This window comes from Pseudomonas sp. NFX5 (genome assembly GCF_049132125.1).
In the GTDB taxonomy this organism is placed as follows: Bacteria; Pseudomonadota; Gammaproteobacteria; order Pseudomonadales; family Pseudomonadaceae; genus Aquipseudomonas; species Aquipseudomonas marginalis.
Genome location: NZ_JAFMZG010000007.1, coordinates 127808 through 146959, shown reverse-complemented (window position 1 = coordinate 146959; position 19152 = coordinate 127808). Strand labels below are relative to the sequence as shown.

The following is a 19152-nucleotide window of genomic DNA, read 5'->3' as shown; positions in this document are numbered from 1 at the left end:
ACTCTACTCAGCTGTCGTTAACCTGTGGTTCAATCGGTACTCATCAATCATTAAGTAAAATTGAATGATTTCCATCGAAGACCTGCGCCTTGCCGTGACCCTGGCCCGCTCGGAGTCGCTGAGCGCCGCCGCCCGCACCCTGAATGTGTCGCCGCCGGCATTGTCCATGCGCCTGCGCAAGTTGGAGACGCTGCTCGGGCTGAGCCTGGCCAATCGCGATGCGCGGCGCCTCAGCCTGACGGCGGATGGCGAGCGGTTTTCGCGGGAGAGCGCGCTGTTGCTGGAGCAGCTTGAGGCGCTGCCGGAGTCGTTCCGGCACAAGGATGAAACCCTGGTGGGCACCTTGAGGGTGGCGGCGCCGTTTGGCTATGGCCGCCAGCGCATCGCACCGCTGTTGGCGCGGTTTGCCAAACTGCACCCGCAGCTGTGTTTGCATCTGGATTTGCGCGAGACGCCCTGGCCCGATCGCCATGACAGCGATGCGGTGGTTCATATCGGCCATCTCAATGACAGTCTGTGGACCGCGCGGCCACTGACACCAAACGAGCGCTGGTTGTGCGCCAGCCCGGCCTACCTGCACGCCCATGGCGTGCCGTCTGCGCCGGACGAGCTAGCGTCCCATCGCTGCATCTGCATTCGGGAAAATGATGAGGACGTGACCCTGTGGCACCTGCGCAAAGGCCAGGGCCGCAAGACCCTGCGCGTGGAACCTGCGTTGTTGAGCAACGATGGCAGCGTTGCCCGGCGTTGGGCCGAGCAAGGCTTGGGGCTGGTGCTGCGTTCGCAGTGGGACGTGAGTGACGCCGTGGCCAGCGGCAGCCTGGTACGTGTGTTGGCGGACTGGAGCTTTGACAGCGCACCGGTGCTGCTGCTGGTGCCGTCGCGCAAACTGCGCAGCCCGCGCGTACAGGCGTTGGTGACGTTTCTGGAAGAGGCGTTGAAGGCCTGAGTCACTTCACCGCGTAGACCTTGCGCACGTACACCGTGCTGGTCCAGGCGCAGGGCGCGCCCTTGGCCACGAACACGGTGTCGCCGGTATTCACCGTGACTTCGCCACCTTCGTTGCCCTGCAGGGTGACGCGGCCTTCGAGCAGGTGCATCAGTTCGTGCAGTTTGTGCGGGCGGCCGTGGCGGGCGTAGGGCGTCGAGTCCCAGATGCCGATGCGCAGCTCGGTCACGGCATCGTCGAACAGGTTGAGGGCGCGGCACTGCGGGGTAGGGCCGATCAGTATCTGGGGTTCCGGCGCGGCGGAGGAGTTGAGCAGAGTGTGCGGCTCGAGCAGGGTCAGGCCGGGGGACACCGGGGCATCGGCCTGCTCGACTGCGCAGAACGCCCATTCGCTGCCTGCACTGGCCTGCACCGTGAGGCGTGTGCCGAAGCCGATGACGGCGCTGGCGCCGACGTCCAATTCCAAGGTCTGTTCCGCGTCACTGAGCACGACATGGCCTGCATGTACCACCAGCGTTTCGCTGTGGGGGAACTCTTCGATCACCGCTTCGCCGCTGAAGGACACCACGCCGGCTGACACGCCATCGTCGCCCATCCAGGCGAGTTGGCGGCTGTCGCCGAACGGGTCCAGCGCGCTCAAGGCGGCTTTGTTGAAAGACGTGGCAACGCGGCTGCCGTCGGCGCGTGCCAACAGCAGGATACGGGGAGATGACATGGGGAGTGCTCCGGGAGAAAAGTCAGCCGATCGCCTGGGTGATCAGGGCAAAGGGGTGGACGCCTTGGCTGGCCTGGGGTGGCGTACCCAGGGCCATTTGCGCGACGGTGTCGATGTTCTTCAGGCCGGCCTGTTCGAGCCAGTCGCTGAGGCCGCAGGCGACGGGAATGTCGATGCGCACAAAGGTGTCCGGCACCTGGGCCAGCAAGGTGGCGATCAGGTACTTGGCCTGCTCGATATTTTCCGCCACCACCGGGCCGATGCAACGCCCACGCCCAAACGGCCGCAGCAGGGCGAAGCCGCGTAGCCGGCCGTCGCGTTCGATACCCACGGCGTGCTCCACCTGCAGGTCACGCAGCACTTCACGGCGGTCCATACCGCTGGCGGCCTTGGCCAGCGCGAGCAGGCTGGCGTGATCATCGGCGTTAAGCGCCCGGCAGGTTTCGCCGTCGGCCAGCGTCGGCAGCGCGGGCACCACCGCCTGGCCCTGATGCTGCTGCACCCGGCCGAACTCGACGAACCCCTGGCTGGCATACAACGGCGCGCCGGCGAGGGTGGCGTTGAGGACCGGCGTGCGCGTATCGCAAGCGGCAATGGCCTTCTCCATCAAGCGCCGGCCGATGCCCTGGCCCTGGTAGTCATTGCTGACGATCACCAGGCCGATGGTGGCGTAGTCGCCCTGGGGGCAGGTGAACGCGCTGCCGATCAGCCGCTCGCCATCCATTGCCACGAAGCCGTCGCTGACCCGTTGCAACATTGCCCAGTCTTCCAGGCGGTGAGGCCATTTGAGTTGCACCGACAAATCGTGGGCGGCCGGCAGATCGGCTGCGGTCATTGGGCGGTAGAGATAAGTGGGGTGTGGCAGGGCGGACATGGCGAGCCTCCGTGGAGCGTTGTTTTGGCGGTGTCAGGTTGCTTGTATCCCACCTGGGTTGGAGGCTGGCAAGGGGGCCGGGAATATTCGGTAGATTCCTCGCGGTGTGCAGGGCGAGACCACAGTTACTACTTAATTGGGGTTGGGGGGCAGCAGCAAATGCCATGGGGTTGGCGTTGGAGCCAACTGGAGTAGGAAGGGTGTACACGGTACAAATGTGGGAGGGGGCTTGCTCCCGATGAGGCCGTGTCAGTGGATACATCTGTAGCTGACCCACTGCCATCGGGGCATAAGTATCTACACATTTTTTTCAGCGGTCTGTGGCGAGGGCACTTGCTTCCGTGGCGGCCTTCGGGCCGACCGCTTTTTTTGGGGGGTGAGTACATATCCGTTGCTGCGGTAACGGCTGCCTATGGTTCCGCTCTTACAGCGGGTCACTTTTGGAAAGACCCAAAAGTAACCAAAAGGTCTTCGCCCCAACACTACTCGGTGCCTCGCCTAGGCTCGGTGTGCCCTCACTCCGGCTTTGGAGCGTGGGCCGCCGCGATGGGCCATCCCTGGCCCAGCGCGGCTAACCCGGCGTCCTGCCGGGTTACCCACGCTCCAAAGCCTGCGTTCGGCCAGCGTGTTTGACGGGGCGATGCCAAATCAAAAACAAAAGCGAGGCGGCCTTAAAGCCGACCTGATTATTGAAGCGTGCGCGGTGTGGCTTCTACTTCCTTAATCGCTGACGAAGTCAGCAATCTTTTGATCTGGCTCTGGCTCTGGCTTTTGATCTTGATCTCAGGCGCCCCGTTAACCACGCTGGCCGAACGCAGGCTTGAATCCGTGGGTAACCCGGCAGGACGCCGGGTTAGCCGTCCTGGGCCAGGGATGGCCCATGACGGCGGCCCACGGATTCAAGCCGGAGTGAGGGCATACCGAGCCTAGGCGAGGTACCGAGTGGTGGGGCGAGGACCTTTTGCTTACTTTTGGGTCCTTCCAAAAGTGAGCCGCTGTAAGAGCGGAACCCTAGGTGGCCGTGACCGCAGCAACGGATATGTACTCAGTCAAACCCAACGACATGGTCGGCCCGAAGGCCGCCACGGAACCCAGCTCCCTCCCACCGTTCAACCCGCCACACTTTCTGCCGCCCCCACCCCCGTGCTTAAGCCTCTGCACCCCGAAAAGCCCCCTAAAAGCGCACAAACACTGGCCCTGCCCAAGCCTGGCGCGCACCGCAAAGTCTGCTGAGCCCGGCCACCAAAACGGTGGTTTGTATTGAGCGCAGGTCTTTTTAGACGGCATATGCTGATTTCACAGTGGTGTAATGAACCTGTGCTGCAACGAGGCCGACGCGCCGCCAGGGCAGCGAACGCTTGTCACACTCAACGAACTCCAGGACCGCACTCAATGAGCTTTCTTCGTCCCAAATTCATTACGTTCGACTGCTACGGTACGCTGACCAACTTCCATATGGGCACCATGACCCGCGAGCTGTTCGCCGATCGCATCACGCCCGAGCAGATGGACCAGTTCGTCAAGGATTTCTCGGCCTACCGCCTCGACCAGGTCATGGGCGACTGGCGCCCCTACGATGAAATCCTCAAGACTGCCCTGGCCCGTACCTGCAAGCGCTGGGGTATCGACTATCGCGAGGAGGGCCAGCTGTATTACGACGCCGTGCCGACCTGGGGCCCCCATGCGGACGTGCCGGCCGGGCTGTCGAAAATTGCCGACAAGATCCCCCTGGTGATCTTCTCCAATGCCAGCGACAGTCAGATCATGTCCAACGTCGACAAGCTCGGCGCGCCGTTCCACAAGGTGTTCACCGCCGAGCAGGCCCAGGCCTACAAGCCGCGCCTGGCCGCGTTTGAATTCATGCTCGACAACCTCGGCTGCGGCCCGGAAGACATCTTGCATGTGTCGTCCAGCTTCCGTTACGACCTGATGCCGGCCCATGACATGAAGATCAAAAACAAAGCCTTCGTTGCCCGTGGCCACGAAGTGCCGGGCAACGCGTTCTACGGTTACCAGCAGATCACCGACATCGGTGGGCTGCCGGCGCTGGTCGGTCTGTAATCGCACACCTCTGAGGGCAAGACATGGGCAGCGAATCCTATTGGCTCGACACCGCACCGGCGTTTACCGGTGCCCAGCTGGGCGGCTTGCCCAAGCAGGTCGATGTGGCTGTGGTCGGCGGTGGGTTCACCGGCTTGGCGGCGGCGCGGGCGCTGGCGCTCAAGGGCGCCAGTGTGGTGGTGCTCGACGCCGGGCGGGTGATCGGCGAGGCCTCGGGGCGCAACGGTGGGCAGTGCAATACCGGGGTGGCCCAGGATTACGCCGGGCTGCACGCCAGCCTCGGTGCCGTCAAGGCACGCGCCTATTACCAGGCCTATGAAAGTGCCGTGCAGACGGTGGTGTCGCTGGTCGAGCAGGAAGGGATCCCCTGCGACCTGGTGCGCAACGGCAAGCTCAAGCTGGCGGCCAAGCCGATGCACTACGAAGGCCTGGCGCGTACCTGCGAGCTGATCCGCCAGGAGGTGGATGCCGAGGTCGAGCTGCTCAGTGCCGAACAGACCCGTGCTGAGGTCAATTCGGCGCAGTTTCATGGCGGCCTGCTGCAGCGCAACGGCGTGCAGATGCACGTCGGCCGCTTCGGCGTCGGCCTGGCCGAAGCGGCGGCGCGGCGCGGCGCGATGATCTACGAGCACACCCAGGTCAAGGATTGGCAGGCCCAGGCCGGCGGCTACCAGGTCAACACCGCCAAGGGTTCACTGCACGCCGGGCAAGTGCTGCTGGCCACCGGTGCCTGCCAGCATGGCGACCTCGGCTGGTACCGCCGGCGCATTGTGCCGGTGGGCAGTTTTGTCATCGCCACCGAAGTCTTGCCCCAGGCGCTGATCGACCAGTTGCTGCCCCGGCACCGGGCCTATGTGACCAGCCGCATGATCGGCAACTACTTTCGCCTGACCCCGGACAACCGCCTGCTGTTTGGCGGGCGTGCGCGGTTTGCCATGTCCGACAGCGTCTCCGACGCCAAGAGCGGCAAGGTCCTGCAAGCGGCGATGCTGAACATGTTCCCGCAGTTGGCGCACGTGAAGATCGACTACTGCTGGGGTGGCCTGGTGGACATGACGTCCGACCGCCTGCCCCGCGCCGGCCAGCATGGCGGCGTGTTCCACTCCATGGGCTACAGCGGCCATGGCGTGCAGATGTCGGTGCACATGGGCCAGGTAATGGCCGAGGTCATGGCCGGCAATACCGCGGCCAACCCCTGGCGCGAACTGGAATGGCCGGCGATTCCCGGGCATTTCGGCAAGCCGTGGTTCCTGCCGTTCGTGGGGGCTTACTACCGCTTCCAGGACTATTTGCACTGAGTTGCCGTTGTTGCGTCACCGTCGTTTGTGTTTCCAGGACGCTCCGGACATCCGTGAGCACTCGATTCTTCCGATTATCGACAGGTAGCCTTGCTATGACTGACAACAAAAACACCCCCGAACTCATCTCCGGCCAGGACAGCCTGCGGGTGTTCGAACGTCTCAACCGTGGCATGTCGCGCCGCAACGCCCTGCAGATGCTGGGCGTGGCTGGGGTGGCCGCCGCCGGTGCCGGCAGCCTGTTCGGCGCCGCCGGCAAGCTGTTCGCCGACGAGGCCGCCGTGGCCGGCAAAGGCAAGCCAGGCGGCAGGATCCGCGTGGCCGGCATGTCCAGCTCCACCGCCGATACCCTCGACCCGGCCAAGGGCGCGCTGTCCACCGACTATGTGCGCCACTACATGTTCTACAACGGCCTGACCCGCTTCGATAAGCACCTGGTGCCGCAACTGGAACTGGCCGAGCGCATCGACAACACCGACGCCACCGTCTGGACCATTACCCTGCGCAAGGACGTGACCTTCCACAACGGCAAGGCCCTGACCGCCGCCGACGTGGTGTTCTCCCTCAACCGCCACAAAGACCCGCTGACCGGTTCCAAGGTCATGCCGCTGATGGAGCAGTTCGCCGAGATCAAGGCCAGCGGGCCGAACGAAGTGCAGATCCGCCTCAGCGCGGCCAACGCCGAATTGCCGTCGATCCTCGCGGTGTCCCACCTGTTGATCGTCCCCGAGGGCACCAGCGACTTCAGTAAAGGCATCGGCACCGGACCGTTCACCGTGGGCGAGTTCAAGCCAGGCGTGCGTTCGATTGCGGTGCGCAACAAGAACTACTGGAAACCGGGCCTGCCGTACCTCGACGAGATCGAGTTCATCGCGATTGCCGACGAGCCATCGCGGGTCAATGCACTGCTGTCGGGCGATGTGCACATGATCAACGAGGTCAACCCGCGCTCCACCACGCGCATCAAGGCCAGCGCCAAGCATCGCGTGGTCGACGCGCCGTCGGGCAACTACACTGACCTGATCATTCGCCAGGATCAACTGCCCGGCAAAAGCCCGGAATTCACCCAGGCCATGAAGCTGCTGCTCGACCGTGAACAGGTCAAGTCCGCCGTATTCCGTGGCTTTGCGGTGGTGGGCAACGACCACCCGATTGCGCCGGGTTCGCGCTACTTCAACACCGACTTGCCGCAGACGGTCTACGACCCGGAAAAAGCCAGGTTCCTGCTGAAGAAAGCCGGCATGGAAAGCATCACCATGCCCGTGATGGCCTCGCCTGCCGCCACCGGCTCGGTGGACATCGCCGTGCTGTTGCAGCAATCGGCCAAACAGGCCGGGCTCAAGCTCGACGTGAACCGCCTGCCGAGCGACGGCTACTGGTCCAACCACTGGATGAAGCATCCGCTGAGCTTCGGCAACATCAACCCCCGGCCAAATGCCGACGTGATGTTCTCGCAGTTCTTCCAGTCCAAGGCGCCGTGGAACGAGTCCGGCTGGCAGAACGATCAGTTCGACCAGTTGCTGATGCTGGCCCGTGGCGAAACCGACGACGCCAAGCGCGCCAAGATGTATGGCGACATGCAGGTCCTGGTGCACGACCACTGCGGCATCGGCGTGCCGGTGTTCATCAGCAATATCGACGGCGTCGACCAGCGCATCAAAGGCTACGACAGCAACCCACTGGGCGGTTTCATGGGCTACATGTTTGCCGAGCAGGTGTGGTTGGACGCTTGAGGAGGGTGGTGGGATGAATAGCAATACACTGTGGTTGATCGGCCGGCGCTTCGGCGCCGGGGCCTTGACCTTGTTGATCGTGTCCATGGTCGTGTTCGCGATCACGGCGGTACTGCCGGGGGACGCGGCGCAACAATCCCTGGGCCAGTTCGCGACCCCTGAACAGGTGGCGGCCCTGCGCCTGAAACTGGGGTTGGACCAGCCCGGTGTGTTGCGGTACCTGCACTGGTTGATGAGCCTGCTCACTGGCGACATGGGCGTGTCGGTCTCCAACGCCATGCCGGTCGGTGAGCTGATGGCGGGCCGGGTGCCCAACACCCTGATGCTGGCGGGCGCCACGGCGCTGGTCTCGGTGCCGGTGGCACTGGTGCTCGGCATCGGCTCGGCGATGGGCCGGGGCGGGCGCATCGACAGTTGCCTGAGCTTTATCACCCTGGCGATGGTCGCGGTGCCGGAATTCCTGGTGGCGACCCTGGCGGTGCTGATCTTTGCGGTCAACCTCGGTTGGTTGTCGGCACTCTCCTATGCCAGCGACATCAGTTCACCGCTGCAATTCATGCGCACCTATGCCTTGCCGGTGATGACGCTGTGCTGCGTGATCGTCGCGCAAATGGCGCGCATGACCCGCGCCGCCGTGATCGACCAGCTCGACAGTCCCTATGTGGAAATGGCCCGCCTCAAAGGCGTCAGCCCGATCCGCATCGTGCTGCGCCATGCCTTGCCCAATGCCATCGGGCCGATTGCCAACGCCATCGCCCTGAGCCTGTCGTACCTGTTGGGCGGGGTGGTGATCGTCGAAACCATTTTCAACTACCCCGGCATTGCCAGCTTGATGGTCGATGCCGTGACCAACCGCGACATGGCGCTGGTGCAGGCGTGCACCATGTTGTTCTGCGCGGCGTACCTGGGCCTGGTGCTGCTCGCCGACCTGTGCGCGATCCTGTCCAATCCGAGGCTGAGAAACCAATGAACAACCTCATTGCGAAATCCAAGCCTGTCTCCTCCGCCCTGGCACTCGCCAAGGTGTCCAGCGGCCCGTCGTGGCTGGGGCTGCTGGGCGGCGTGGTGTGTGTCGCCTGGCTGCTGGTGGCGCTGCTCGGCCCGTGGCTGGCGCCTCACCCGGTGGGGGAGGTGGTGTCCGATAACATCTTCGAAGGCTTCAGCCTCGCGCATCCATTCGGCACCGATTACCTGGGCCGCGACATGCTCAGCCGGATACTGGTGGGCGCGCGCTTTACCGTCGGGCTGGCGCTGGTGGCGGCGTTACTGGCCAGCACCTTCGGCACCGGCTGTGCGCTGTTGTCGGTGGTCTCGCCCAAGTGGCTGGACGAGATCATCAGCCGCATCATGGACGCCTTTATTTCGATCCCGAGCAAAATGCTCGCGTTGATCATGGTCTCGGCGTTTGGCTCATCGGTGACGCTGCTGATCTGTACGGCCGTGATCAGCTATATCCCCGGCTCGTTTCGCGTCGCCCGCAGCATGGCGGTCAATATCGAAGCCCTGGAGTACGTGCAGGTCGCGCGTACCCGTGGCGAGCGCCGGCTTTACGTGGCGTGCGTGGAGATCCTGCCGAACATGCTCAACCCGGTCCTGACCGACCTGGGCCTGCGTTTCGGCTACATCGTGCTGTTGCTCAGCGGCATGAGTTTTCTTGGCCTGGGCGTGCAACCGCCGGATGCCGACCTCGGCTCGCTGGTGCGGGAAAACATCGGCGGCCTCAACCAGGGCGCGCTGGCCATCATCCTTCCGGCGCTGGCCATCGGCACGCTGACCATCGGCGTGAATCTACTGATCGACTATCTGTCCTCGCGACGCAGTCGACGCACGGGAGGCCATTGAAATGACTGAATTGATTCGCGTCGAAGACCTGCGCGTGGTCGCCTGTGGCGAGCGTGGCGAGGTGGAAATCGTCAAGGGCGTGAGCTTTGCCCTGAAACAAGGTGAAGTGCTGGCGTTGATCGGCGAGTCCGGCTCCGGCAAGACCACCATCGCCCTGGCCTTGCTGGGGTATGCACGGCGCGGGTGTCGCTTGTCCGGCGGCGTGGTGCAGGTCGGCGAGCACGACATGCTCGCCCTGGGCGAACACCAACTGCAAGGCCTGCGCGGCAACCGTGTGTCCTATATCGCGCAAAGTGCCGCCGCCGCGTTCAACCCGGCGAAAAGACTCATCGACCAGGTCATCGAAGGCGCACTGATCCACGGCCTGGGCACGCGCGCCGAGCTGTACGCCAAGGCTATCGGCCTGTTCCGCGACCTGGCGCTGCCAGGCCCGGAACGCATCGGCCAGCGCTACCCGCACCAGGTCTCCGGCGGGCAGCTGCAACGGGTGATGGCGGCGATGGCGTTGATCAGCGATCCGCTGCTGGTGGTGCTCGACGAGCCGACCACCGCCCTGGACGTGACCACCCAGATCGACGTGCTGCGTGCCTTCAAACGCGTGGTGCGCGAGCGCGGTGCCACGGCGGTATACGTGTCCCACGACCTCGCGGTGGTGGCGCAAATGGCCGACCAGATCGTGGTGCTCAACGGCGGGCAGATCCTCGAACAGAGCGCCACCGCACCGTTACTTAACGCCCCGACCCACGCCTACACCCGCAGCCTGCTGGCCGCCGCACGGCCCGACACCACTATTCGCCCGCCCTGCGGCGTCGTCGGGGAGGTACCGCTGCTGACCATCACCGGCCTCACCGCCGGCTACGGCAACAAGAACCTGCACGGCATGCCGTCGATTCGGGTATTGGAAGACATCGACCTCACCGTGCGCCGTGGCCAGGCCATCGGCGTGATCGGCGAGTCGGGCTCGGGCAAGTCCACCCTGGCCCGGGTGGTGGCGGGGTTGCTGACCCCGGCCCTCGGCGGCCTGGCCTTCGACGGGCAACCCTTGGGCGGCAGCCTCGCCGAGCGCACCCCGGAACAGTTCCGGCGGATCCAGATGGTGTTCCAGAACGCCGACACCGCGCTCAACCCCATGCACAGTGTGGCGGCCATCATCGGTCGGCCGTTGAAAATGTATTTCGGCCTCAAGGGCGCGGCGCTGCAAACCCGCATCGGCGAACTGCTCGACCTGGTGCGCCTGCCCCGGGACCTCGCCGAACGGCGCCCGAATGAGCTGTCCGGCGGGCAAAAGCAGCGGGTCAACCTGGCCCGCGCGCTGGCGGCCAAGCCCGACCTGATCCTCTGCGATGAAGTGACCTCGGCTCTCGACACCGTGGTGGGTGCGGCGATTCTCGAACTGTTGCGCGACCTGCGCCAGCAACTGGGGGTGTCGTACCTGTTTATCAGCCACGATATTTCCACCGTGCGCGCGCTGTGCGATGACATTGTGGTGATGTACAGCGGCCGCAAGGTCCAGGCCGGCAGTCGCCAGGCGTTTGCCGAGCCGCCGTTCCATCCTTACACCGACCTGTTGATTCACTCGGTGCCCGAGTTGCGCCAGGGCTGGCTGGAAACCTGCGGTACTGCAGGCGACACGCTGCCGGCGCTCGGCGAGCGGGCCAATGGGCCGCAGCTGTGCACCTTCCTCAATCGCTGCCCGGTGCGCGTCGACGGCCTGTGCAACCGCACCGCGCCGCCGCGCCGCCGCCTTGACGACGGTGGTGAAATCCTTTGCCACCACGACAGCGCCCATTTGCTGGATACCCAGCAGGGCGTCAACACCCTCACTGTGGGAGCCTATGCATGAGCGCGCGTTTTGTGAGGCTGGCCGAACAGGGCCGGCCGACGGTCAGCCTGACCGTGGATGGCGCTGCCGTCCAAGCCCTGCAGGGCGACACCCTGATGGTCGCGCTGCTGACCCAGGGCAATGCGCTGCGCCAGTCGGAATTCGACAGCGGCCGCCGCGCCGGTTTCTGCCTGATGGGCGCGTGCCAGGATTGCTGGGTGTGGACCCGCAGCGGTGAACGCCTGCGCGCCTGCTCCAATGAAGTCCGTGACGGGCTGGATATCGTTACCACACAACCGGAGGCGACATGGCCACTGCACGGGTAGTTATTGTGGGCGCCGGACCGGCCGGGGTGCGCTGCGCCGAAACCCTGCTGGCGGCCGGGATCAAACCGATCCTGATCGATGAAAACCGCCGCGACGGTGGCCAGATCTACCGGCGTCAGCCAGAAGGCTTCATCCGCGACTACGCGACCCTGTACGGCAGCGAGGCCGCCAAGGCCCAGGCCCTGCACCAGAGTTTCGACCGCCTGCGCGACGCCATCGACTACCGCCCCGACACCCTGGTGTGGAACCTCACGCCGGGGCAACTGTGCTGCGTGAGCCAGGGCCGCCACACCACGGTGGATTACGATGCACTGATCCTCTGCACCGGCGCCACCGACCGCCTGATGCCCATCGAGGGCTGGCAACTGGCGGGCACCTACAGCCTGGGCGGGGCGCAGATCGCGTTGAAAAACCAGGCCGTGTCCATCGGCCATCGCGTGGTGTTCATGGGCAGCGGGCCGTTGCTGTACCTGGTCGCCAGCCAGTACGTGAAGGCCGGCGCCGACGTGGCGGCGGTGCTCGACACCTCAGCCTTGAGCCTGCGTCTGAAAGCCTTGCCCAAACTGCTGGCGCGGCCTGGCGTGCTGTTCACGGGGATCAAGCTATTGGCGCAACTGTACCGCGCCAAGGTGGCGGTGCACCTCGGGGTCAAGCCGCTGCAAGTGATGGGTGACGCGGCCAACGGCGTGAGCGGTGTGCGCTTTACCACCGGCAACGGGCAGGCCGTCACGGTGCAGGCCGATGCCGTTGCGCTGGGTTACCACCTGCGCCCGGAAACCCAGCTGGGTGACCTGGCCGGCTGTCGCATGGCGTTCGATGAGGCATCGAGCCAATGGTGGCTGGCCACGGATGACGCCGGACGCACCTCGGTCAAGGGCGTGTACACGGCCGGTGACGGCGCGAAAATTCGCGGCGCCGATGCCGCCGAGCATGCCGGGCGCCTGGTGGCGCTGGCGCTGCTGGAAGACCTGCAACAACCGGTCGACACCGGCCTGCGGGATGAGCAACAGCAGGCCCTGGCGGTGATGGATCAATTCCGCCTGGGCCTGGCCCAGGCGTTCCCGTGGCCGAGCGAACAGGCCAAGGCGTTGCCGGACAGCGCCATTGTGTGCCGCTGCGAGATGATCAGCGCCGGCGAGTTGCGCCGCACGGTGAAGGAGAAGGGCGCCTGCGAAGTCAATCGCGCCAAGGCGTTCAGCCGCGTGGGCATGGGCCGTTGCCAGGGGCGTTATTGCTCCCAGGCCGGGGCCGAAGTGATCGCCGCCGCTGCCGGCGTGCCGGTGCAGGCGGTCGGACGCCAGCGCGGCCAGGCGCCGGTCAAACCGTTGTCGATGCTGATCACCGAGGAGGTCTCGTCATGAGCGTGCAAAAAACCGATGTGGTGATTGTCGGCGGGGGGCTGATGGGCTCGGCGACCGCGTTTTTTCTGCGCCGTCGCGGGCAGTCGGTGATCCTGCTGGAGCGCGACCAGATCGGCCAGTACGCCAGTGGCGTCAACTTCGGCAATGTACGCCGGCAAGGGCGTTTCCTCGGCCAGTTGGCCTTGGCTAATCGCTCCTGGGCGCTGTGGAAACGCCTGCCGGAACTGATCGACGACGACCTGGAATTCATCCCCAGCGGGCATATGCGCGTGTGTTACCGCGAGGATGAAATTGCCGAGCTGGAGGCCTACGCCGCCGCACCGGAAGCGCAACAACTGGACCTGAAGATTTATCGTGGCGCCGAACTGCATCAACGCTTCGGCTTCCTCGGCCCGGACGTCAAGGGTGGCTCCTACGCGCCCCACGATGGCCATGCCAACCCGCGCCTGGCCGCGCCGGCGTTTGCCCGCGCCGCCCGGCGCCTGGGTGCGCAGATCGAAGAGCGCACCGAAGTGGCCGAGGTGCAGAAAGTCGGCGCCGACTTCCAGGTCACCACCACCGACGGCCGCCAGTTCCACGCCGCGCAACTGTTGATCACCGCCGGCGCCTGGGGCCAGAAGCTCTCGGCGCAGTTCGGCGAACCGGTGCCGCTGGACACCCACGGCCCGCAAATGGCCGTGACCGAGCCGGTGCCTTATGCCTTGCCCACGGTGATCGGCGTGTACACCAAGGTGCCCGAAGAGGTGATCTACTTCCGCCAGATTCCCCGGGGCAATATCGTCATCGGCGGCGGCTACCGCAGCAAGCCGGATATGCTCAACCGCCGCGCCTACGTGGAACCGCGCAGCATCCTCAACCAGGTCAGCCAGATGCGCCGCCTGCTGCCGGGCGTCGGCAACCTGAACATCATCCGCGTGTGGAGCGGCATCGAAGGCTACCTGCCGGACTCGCTGCCGGTGATGGGCCCCAGCGGTACTGTCGACGGGCTGTTCTATGCCTTCGGGTTCTGCGGCCACGGTTTCCAGCTGGGCCCGGGCGTCGGCGATGTGATGGCCGAGCTGCTCGCCACCGGCAGCACCAGCACCCCGATCGAGCCATTCTCCATCACCCGGTTCGCCCCACCTGCCGAGCAACGGAGCCAGGCCTCATGAAACCCCGCGTATTGGCGATTCTGAAACAGCTGATGGCCTTCGACACCGTGTCATCGGCGTCGAACATGGCCTTGATCGAGTATGTGCGCGACCTGCTGCTGAGCAAGGGCATCGACTCGCTGATCGTCAAGGACCCCAGCGGCAAGAAAGCCAACCTGTTCGCCAGCACCGGGCCCAAGGAACAGCCCGGCGTGCTGCTGTCCGGGCACACCGACGTGGTGCCGGCGGCGGGGCAGGCCTGGACCTTTCCCGCCTTTGCCGCCACCGTGCAGGACGGGCGCATTTATGGGCGCGGCAGCTGCGACATGAAGGGCTTTATCGCCCTGGCCATCGACGCCATGCTGGATGCCGCCGACCACACGTTGAACCGCCCATTGCAACTGGCCCTGTCCCATGACGAAGAAATCGGCTGCGTCGGCGTACGGCGCTTGCTCGACGTGCTGCACCTGGCGCCGATGCGGCCGTTTCTGTGTGTGATCGGCGAGCCGACCAACATGCAGTTTGTCCTCGGCCACAAGGGCAAGGGCTCCTACCGCACGTACTGCCGAGGCCAGGAGGCGCATTCATCCCTGGCGCCGCGCTCGGTCAACGCCATCCACGTGGCCTGCGACTTTATCGCCGCCCTGCGTGACAGCCAGCAGCAGTTGCAACGCCACGGCGCCCAGGACAACGACTATGACGTGCCCTACAGCACCGTGCATGTCGGCCAGATTATCGGCGGCAAGGCGCTGAATATCGTGCCCAACCTGTGCACCCTGGACTTCGAAGTGCGCAACCTGCCGGCGGACGACCTGGACGCGTTCCTGGAGCAGATGCGCGAGCGCGCCGAGGTGATCGTGCGTGAGGCGCAGAAGCTGTCCAGCGTGGCGGCCATCGAGATCGAAACGATCAACGTCTATCCTGGCCTCGACACCCATCCCAGTGTCGAGGCGGTGCGCTTTCTCAAGCAATTCGCCGCGCCGGGCACCGGCACCTCCAAGGTTTCGTTCGGCACCGAAGGCGGCCTGTTCAAGCAGCGCCTGGACGTACCGGTGGTGGTGTGCGGGCCGGGTTGCATCGAGCAGGCGCACAAGCCCGACGAGTTTATCGAGATCAGCCAGATGGACGCCGGCGAGCGCTTTTTGCAAGGCTTGCTCGGTTCGCTGACGGCCTAGCAGAGCCTGCCGTCCTGGGCGCAATTTCAGCACGGCACGCTGCTTTAACCGCGCTTTCGGCATCCTCGTTTGCGGCGCCTCCCTAGACTGGAGCGTGTCTCGGATCAGGACTCGACCATGCTCAAGAATCGCTTGCAAGACCCCAGCCTGCTGGCTGAACTCGCCTACGTAGATGGCCAGTGGATCGCTGCCGACAGCGGCGCCACCCTGGCCATCCGCGACCCGGCCACCGGCCACGTGATTGCCCAGGTGCCGGCCATGGACGCGGTGGACACCCGCCGCGCCATCGAAGCCGCCGAGCGTGCCTGGCCCGCCTGGCGCGCACGCCCGGCTGCCGAACGCGCGGCGCTGCTGGAGCGCTGGTACCAGGCGATGATCGACAACCTCGATGACCTGGCGCTGATCATGACCTGCGAGCAGGGCAAACCCCTGAACGAAGCCCGTGGCGAAGTGCGCTACGGTGCCGGTTTCGTCAAATGGTTCGCCGAGGAAGCGCGCCGGGTCTACGGCGAAACCATGCCCGCGCCCAGTGGTGATCGGCGTTTGCTGACCCTCAAGCAACCGGTGGGCGTATGCGCCGCCATCACCCCATGGAATTTCCCCAACGCGATGATCACGCGCAAATGCGCGCCGGCCCTGGCCGCCGGTTGCCCGATCATCGTCAAACCCTCGGACCTCACGCCGCTGTCGGCCCTGGCCCTGGCGGTGCTGGCCGAGCGCGTCGGTATTCCGGTCGGGGTGTTCAATGTGATCACCGGCTTGCCCGCCGGCATTGGCGAAGAGCTGACCGGCAACCCGGCGGTGCGCAAGATTTCCTTTACCGGCTCCACCGCCGTCGGCCGCCTGTTGATGCGCCAGAGCGCCGAGCACATCAAGCGCTTGAGCCTGGAACTGGGCGGCAATGCACCGTTTATCGTGTTCGACGACGCCGACCTCGAACAGGCGGTGGCCGGGGTGATGCTCAGCAAGTTCCGCAACGCCGGGCAAACCTGCGTGTGCGCCAACCGCATCCTGGTGCAGGACGGTATCTACGCGCGTTTCGCGGCGCGGCTGGTGGAAGAGGTGGGCAAGCTCAAGGTCGGCAACGGCCTGGACGACGGCGTGACTATCGGCCCGCTGATCAACCCCGCAGCGGTGAGTAAAGTCGCGCGGCATATCGACGACGCCCTGAGCCAGGGCGCCCGGCTGCTGTGCGGCGCCGTCCCCAGCGGCGACAGCCAGTTCGTGCAGCCCACGGTACTCGGCGATACCCACGCCGGGATGTTGCTGGCCAATGAAGAAACCTTCGGCCCGGTGGCACCGCTGATGCGCTTTACCGACGAAGCCCAGGCCCTCGCCCTGGCCAACGCCACCCCGTATGGCCTGGGCGCCTACTATTTCACCCAGGACCTGCAGCGTTCGTGGCGTTTTGGCGAGGCCCTGGAGTTCGGCATGGTCGGCCTCAACACCGGGATCATCTCGATGGAGGTCGCGCCGTTCGGCGGCATCAAGCAATCGGGCCTGGGGCGCGAGGGCAGCAAGTACGGCCTGGACGAATACCTTGAAGTCAAAGCCTTCCATATCGGCGGCTTGAACTGAATTTTTGCGAGGCATGCACCATGAGCAAGGCATTCAGAATCGCCGCGATTGCCGGCGATGGCATCGGCAAGGAAGTCCTGCCCGAAGGGCTGCGGGTACTGGAACAGGCCGCCAGGATCTGGGACCTGGACCTGAGCATCGAAGTGCTCGACTGGGCCCACTGCGATTACTACCTGGAACACGGGCAGATGATGCCCGAGGACTGGTTCGAGCAGCTCAAGGGCTTTGACGCGATCTACTTCGGCGCCGTGGGCTGGCCCGACAAAGTCCCGGACCACATCTCGCTGTGGGGCTCGCTGCTCAAGTTCCGCCGCGACTTCGACCAGTACGTGAACATCCGCCCGGTGCGGCTGTTCCCCGGCGTGCCATGCCCCTTGGCCGGGCGCGCGCCGGGGGACATCGACTTTGTGGTGATCCGCGAAAACACCGAGGGCGAATACTCCTCGGTGGGCGGCAAGATGTTCGAAGGCACCGAGCATGAATTCGTGCTGCAGGAGTCGGTGTTCACTCGACGCGGGGTTGACCGCATCCTCAAGTTCGCCTTCGACCTGGCCCAGACCCGTCCGCGCAAGAAGCTGACGGCGGCGACCAAGTCCAATGGGATTTCCATCAGCATGCCTTACTGGGATGAGCGCACGGCGTTGATGGCGGCGAACTATCCCGAGGTGACGTGGGACAAGCAGCACATCGATATTTTGTGTGCGCGGTTTGTGTTGCAGCCGGACCGGTTTGATGTGGTGGTGGCCTCGAATCTGTTTGGCGACATCCTGTCGGACCTGGGGCCGGCGTGTGCGGGGACCATCGGGATAGCGCCGTCGGCGAACCTGGATCCGGAGCGGCGGTTTCCGTCATTGTTCGAGCCGGTGCATGGGGCGGCGCCGGATATTTACGGGCAGAACATAGCCAATCCGATTGCGATGATCTGGTCGGGGGCGTTGATGTTGGACTTCTTGGGCAATGGGGATGGGCGGTATCGGGCGGCCCATGATGGGATATTGCGGGCGATTGAGGCGGTGATTGCAGAAGGGGTGGTCACGCCGGATCTGGGGGGCCGGGGATCGACTCAGGATGTGGGATTGGCAATTGCGACGCGGTTGACTGAGACGAATTGATCAAAGCGCGGCGGCCTTATAGCCGATCGGCGTTGTGCCTGATGTACTGGGTAAAAAATGTGGGAGGGGGCAAGCCCCCTTCCACCGTTTGATCTGCATACATCAGGTAAACCTTGGCCTGCTCTTGCGGCTTGGAACCCACGGCCTTGGAACCGACTGCCTTGGAACCGAATAGGTACTCAATACCCCCGCAACCGATCCACCTCACCCACCATCTCCTCCCCCCGCTCAAACCGCCGAATATTCTCCAGCAACACCGCAAACGCACTCTCCGGTTGGGTCATGGCCGCAATATGTGGCGTCAACAACACCTGCGGATGCCCCCAGAACGGATGCTCCGGCGCCGCCGGCTCTTCCCGCAGCACATCCAGCACCGCCCCACTCAACTGCCCACTCTCCAACGCCTCGAGCAAATCCTCTTCCACCAGGTGCCCCCCACGGCCCATATTCACCAACCCCGCCCCCCGTGGCAGTTGCGCAAACAAGCGCCGGTCCAGGATCCCCTGGGTCTGCTCCGTCAACGGCAACACGCACAGCAAAATATCGCACTGGCTGAGAAACGCCGGCAGTTGCGCTTCCCCCGCATAACACTCCACCCCCGACACCTGGTGCGCACTGCGCGCCCAGCCGGACAGGGCAAAGCCCAGGGGGGCCAAGGTCGCCAGGATCTGCTGGGCCTGGGCACCCAACCCCATCACCCCCACGCGCCGGTTCGCAGCCGGTTGCAACAGGTGCGCCTGCCAACAGCGCGCAACCTGCTGCTGGCGGTAGCGCAACATATCCCGGTGCAGGCTGAGCACCGCCCAACTGGCGTATTCGCACATGCCGCGGGTGATACCCGGATCCAACAGGCGCACCACCGGCAGGCCCGCAGGCAGGCGATCAAGGTCCAACTGATCGACACCGGCCGACAAGGCGAACAACACCTTCAGGTTGGGCAGCACGCGGGCCAGATCTTCCGGTGCCTGCCAGGCGGCCAGGTAGTCGACCTCGTCGGGGTTGCCGAGGTCGGGCCAGGTGCGCCACTCGATTTCCGGCGCGTGTTGGGCGAACAGTGCCTGCCAGTGTCGGCCGCGCACCGGGTCAGCTTTGTAGAGCAAGGCCATGGGCATTTCCTGCTGGATAAACGGAAGCATCATCATCGCCCAAAGCCCGGCGCAGGATCTGTTGAAACGC

Annotated in this window: 16 protein-coding genes; 13 read left to right on the top strand and 3 right to left on the bottom strand. The window is 64.8% G+C overall.

Going from position 1 to position 19152, the window contains the following annotated elements:
* Positions 1-64: 64 nt before the first annotated feature.
* Positions 65-949: a LysR family transcriptional regulator gene (locus tag J1N02_RS03135; protein WP_421147137.1), complete on the top strand. Its 885-nt coding sequence runs from the start codon at positions 65-67 to the stop codon at positions 947-949.
* 1 nt (position 950) lies between these two features.
* Here J1N02_RS03135 and J1N02_RS03130 read toward each other — a convergent pair whose 3' ends face one another.
* Both J1N02_RS03130 and J1N02_RS03125 read right to left on the bottom strand, forming a co-directional pair.
* Positions 951-1664: a cupin domain-containing protein gene (locus tag J1N02_RS03130; protein ID WP_108574160.1), complete on the bottom strand. Its 714-nt coding sequence runs from the start codon at positions 1662-1664 to the stop codon at positions 951-953.
* 22 nt (positions 1665-1686) lie between these two features.
* Positions 1687-2538 (bottom strand): GNAT family N-acetyltransferase, encoded by an 852-nt coding sequence (locus J1N02_RS03125; protein WP_027607453.1) that lies wholly within the window; start codon positions 2536-2538, stop codon positions 1687-1689.
* Between the two features lie 1392 nt (positions 2539-3930).
* Here J1N02_RS03125 and J1N02_RS03120 point away from each other — a divergent pair.
* The 12 genes from J1N02_RS03120 (at position 3931) to J1N02_RS03065 (ending at position 17976) form a co-directional block, all read left to right on the top strand.
* Positions 3931-4599 carry a haloacid dehalogenase type II gene (locus J1N02_RS03120; RefSeq protein ID WP_065940281.1) on the top strand — a complete coding sequence of 223 codons (669 nt, stop codon included), beginning with the start codon at positions 3931-3933 and terminating at the stop codon, positions 4597-4599.
* Between the two features lie 23 nt (positions 4600-4622).
* Positions 4623-5897, top strand: a complete 1275-nt coding sequence (locus J1N02_RS03115) for an NAD(P)/FAD-dependent oxidoreductase (protein WP_421147136.1) — start codon at positions 4623-4625, stop codon at positions 5895-5897.
* A 95-nt stretch (positions 5898-5992) separates the two neighbouring features.
* Positions 5993-7630, top strand: a complete 1638-nt coding sequence (locus J1N02_RS03110) for an ABC transporter substrate-binding protein (protein ID WP_092485804.1) — start codon at positions 5993-5995, stop codon at positions 7628-7630.
* A gap of 13 nt (positions 7631-7643) precedes the next feature.
* Positions 7644-8600, top strand: a complete 957-nt coding sequence (locus tag J1N02_RS03105) for an ABC transporter permease (protein ID WP_146476517.1) — start codon at positions 7644-7646, stop codon at positions 8598-8600.
* On the top strand, positions 8597-9472 hold the full coding sequence (locus J1N02_RS03100; protein ID WP_065940277.1) for an ABC transporter permease: 876 nt from the start codon (positions 8597-8599) through the stop codon (positions 9470-9472). Before J1N02_RS03105 ends, J1N02_RS03100 begins: the two co-directional genes overlap by 4 nt.
* A gap of 1 nt (position 9473) precedes the next feature.
* Positions 9474-11315 (top strand): ABC transporter ATP-binding protein, encoded by a 1842-nt coding sequence (locus J1N02_RS03095; RefSeq protein ID WP_027607460.1) that lies wholly within the window; start codon positions 9474-9476, stop codon positions 11313-11315.
* Entirely contained in the window at positions 11312-11620 is a 309-nt protein-coding gene (locus J1N02_RS03090) for a (2Fe-2S)-binding protein (RefSeq protein ID WP_027607461.1), read from the top strand. The genes J1N02_RS03095 and J1N02_RS03090 overlap by 4 nt, the downstream gene beginning before the upstream one ends.
* Positions 11602-12981 (top strand): NAD(P)/FAD-dependent oxidoreductase, encoded by a 1380-nt coding sequence (locus J1N02_RS03085; RefSeq protein WP_146476516.1) that lies wholly within the window; start codon positions 11602-11604, stop codon positions 12979-12981. Before J1N02_RS03090 ends, J1N02_RS03085 begins: the two co-directional genes overlap by 19 nt.
* Positions 12978-14132 carry an NAD(P)/FAD-dependent oxidoreductase gene (locus J1N02_RS03080; RefSeq protein WP_108574163.1) on the top strand — a complete coding sequence of 385 codons (1155 nt, stop codon included), beginning with the start codon at positions 12978-12980 and terminating at the stop codon, positions 14130-14132. Before J1N02_RS03085 ends, J1N02_RS03080 begins: the two co-directional genes overlap by 4 nt.
* A complete protein-coding gene (gene argE, locus J1N02_RS03075) occupies positions 14129-15286 on the top strand; it encodes an acetylornithine deacetylase (protein ID WP_092354782.1) in 1158 nt (385 codons plus the stop codon). The genes J1N02_RS03080 and argE overlap by 4 nt, the downstream gene beginning before the upstream one ends.
* A gap of 117 nt (positions 15287-15403) precedes the next feature.
* On the top strand, positions 15404-16864 hold the full coding sequence (locus J1N02_RS03070; RefSeq protein ID WP_092354779.1) for an NAD-dependent succinate-semialdehyde dehydrogenase: 1461 nt from the start codon (positions 15404-15406) through the stop codon (positions 16862-16864).
* A gap of 20 nt (positions 16865-16884) precedes the next feature.
* On the top strand, positions 16885-17976 hold the full coding sequence (locus J1N02_RS03065) for a tartrate dehydrogenase (RefSeq protein WP_421147135.1): 1092 nt from the start codon (positions 16885-16887) through the stop codon (positions 17974-17976).
* A 179-nt stretch (positions 17977-18155) separates the two neighbouring features.
* Here the strand turns inward: J1N02_RS03065 and J1N02_RS03060 are convergent, their stop codons facing one another.
* Positions 18156-19082, bottom strand: coding sequence for a 2-hydroxyacid dehydrogenase (locus tag J1N02_RS03060; RefSeq protein ID WP_092354770.1), 927 nt, complete (start codon positions 19080-19082; stop codon positions 18156-18158).
* Between the last annotated feature and the right edge of the window lie 70 nt (positions 19083-19152).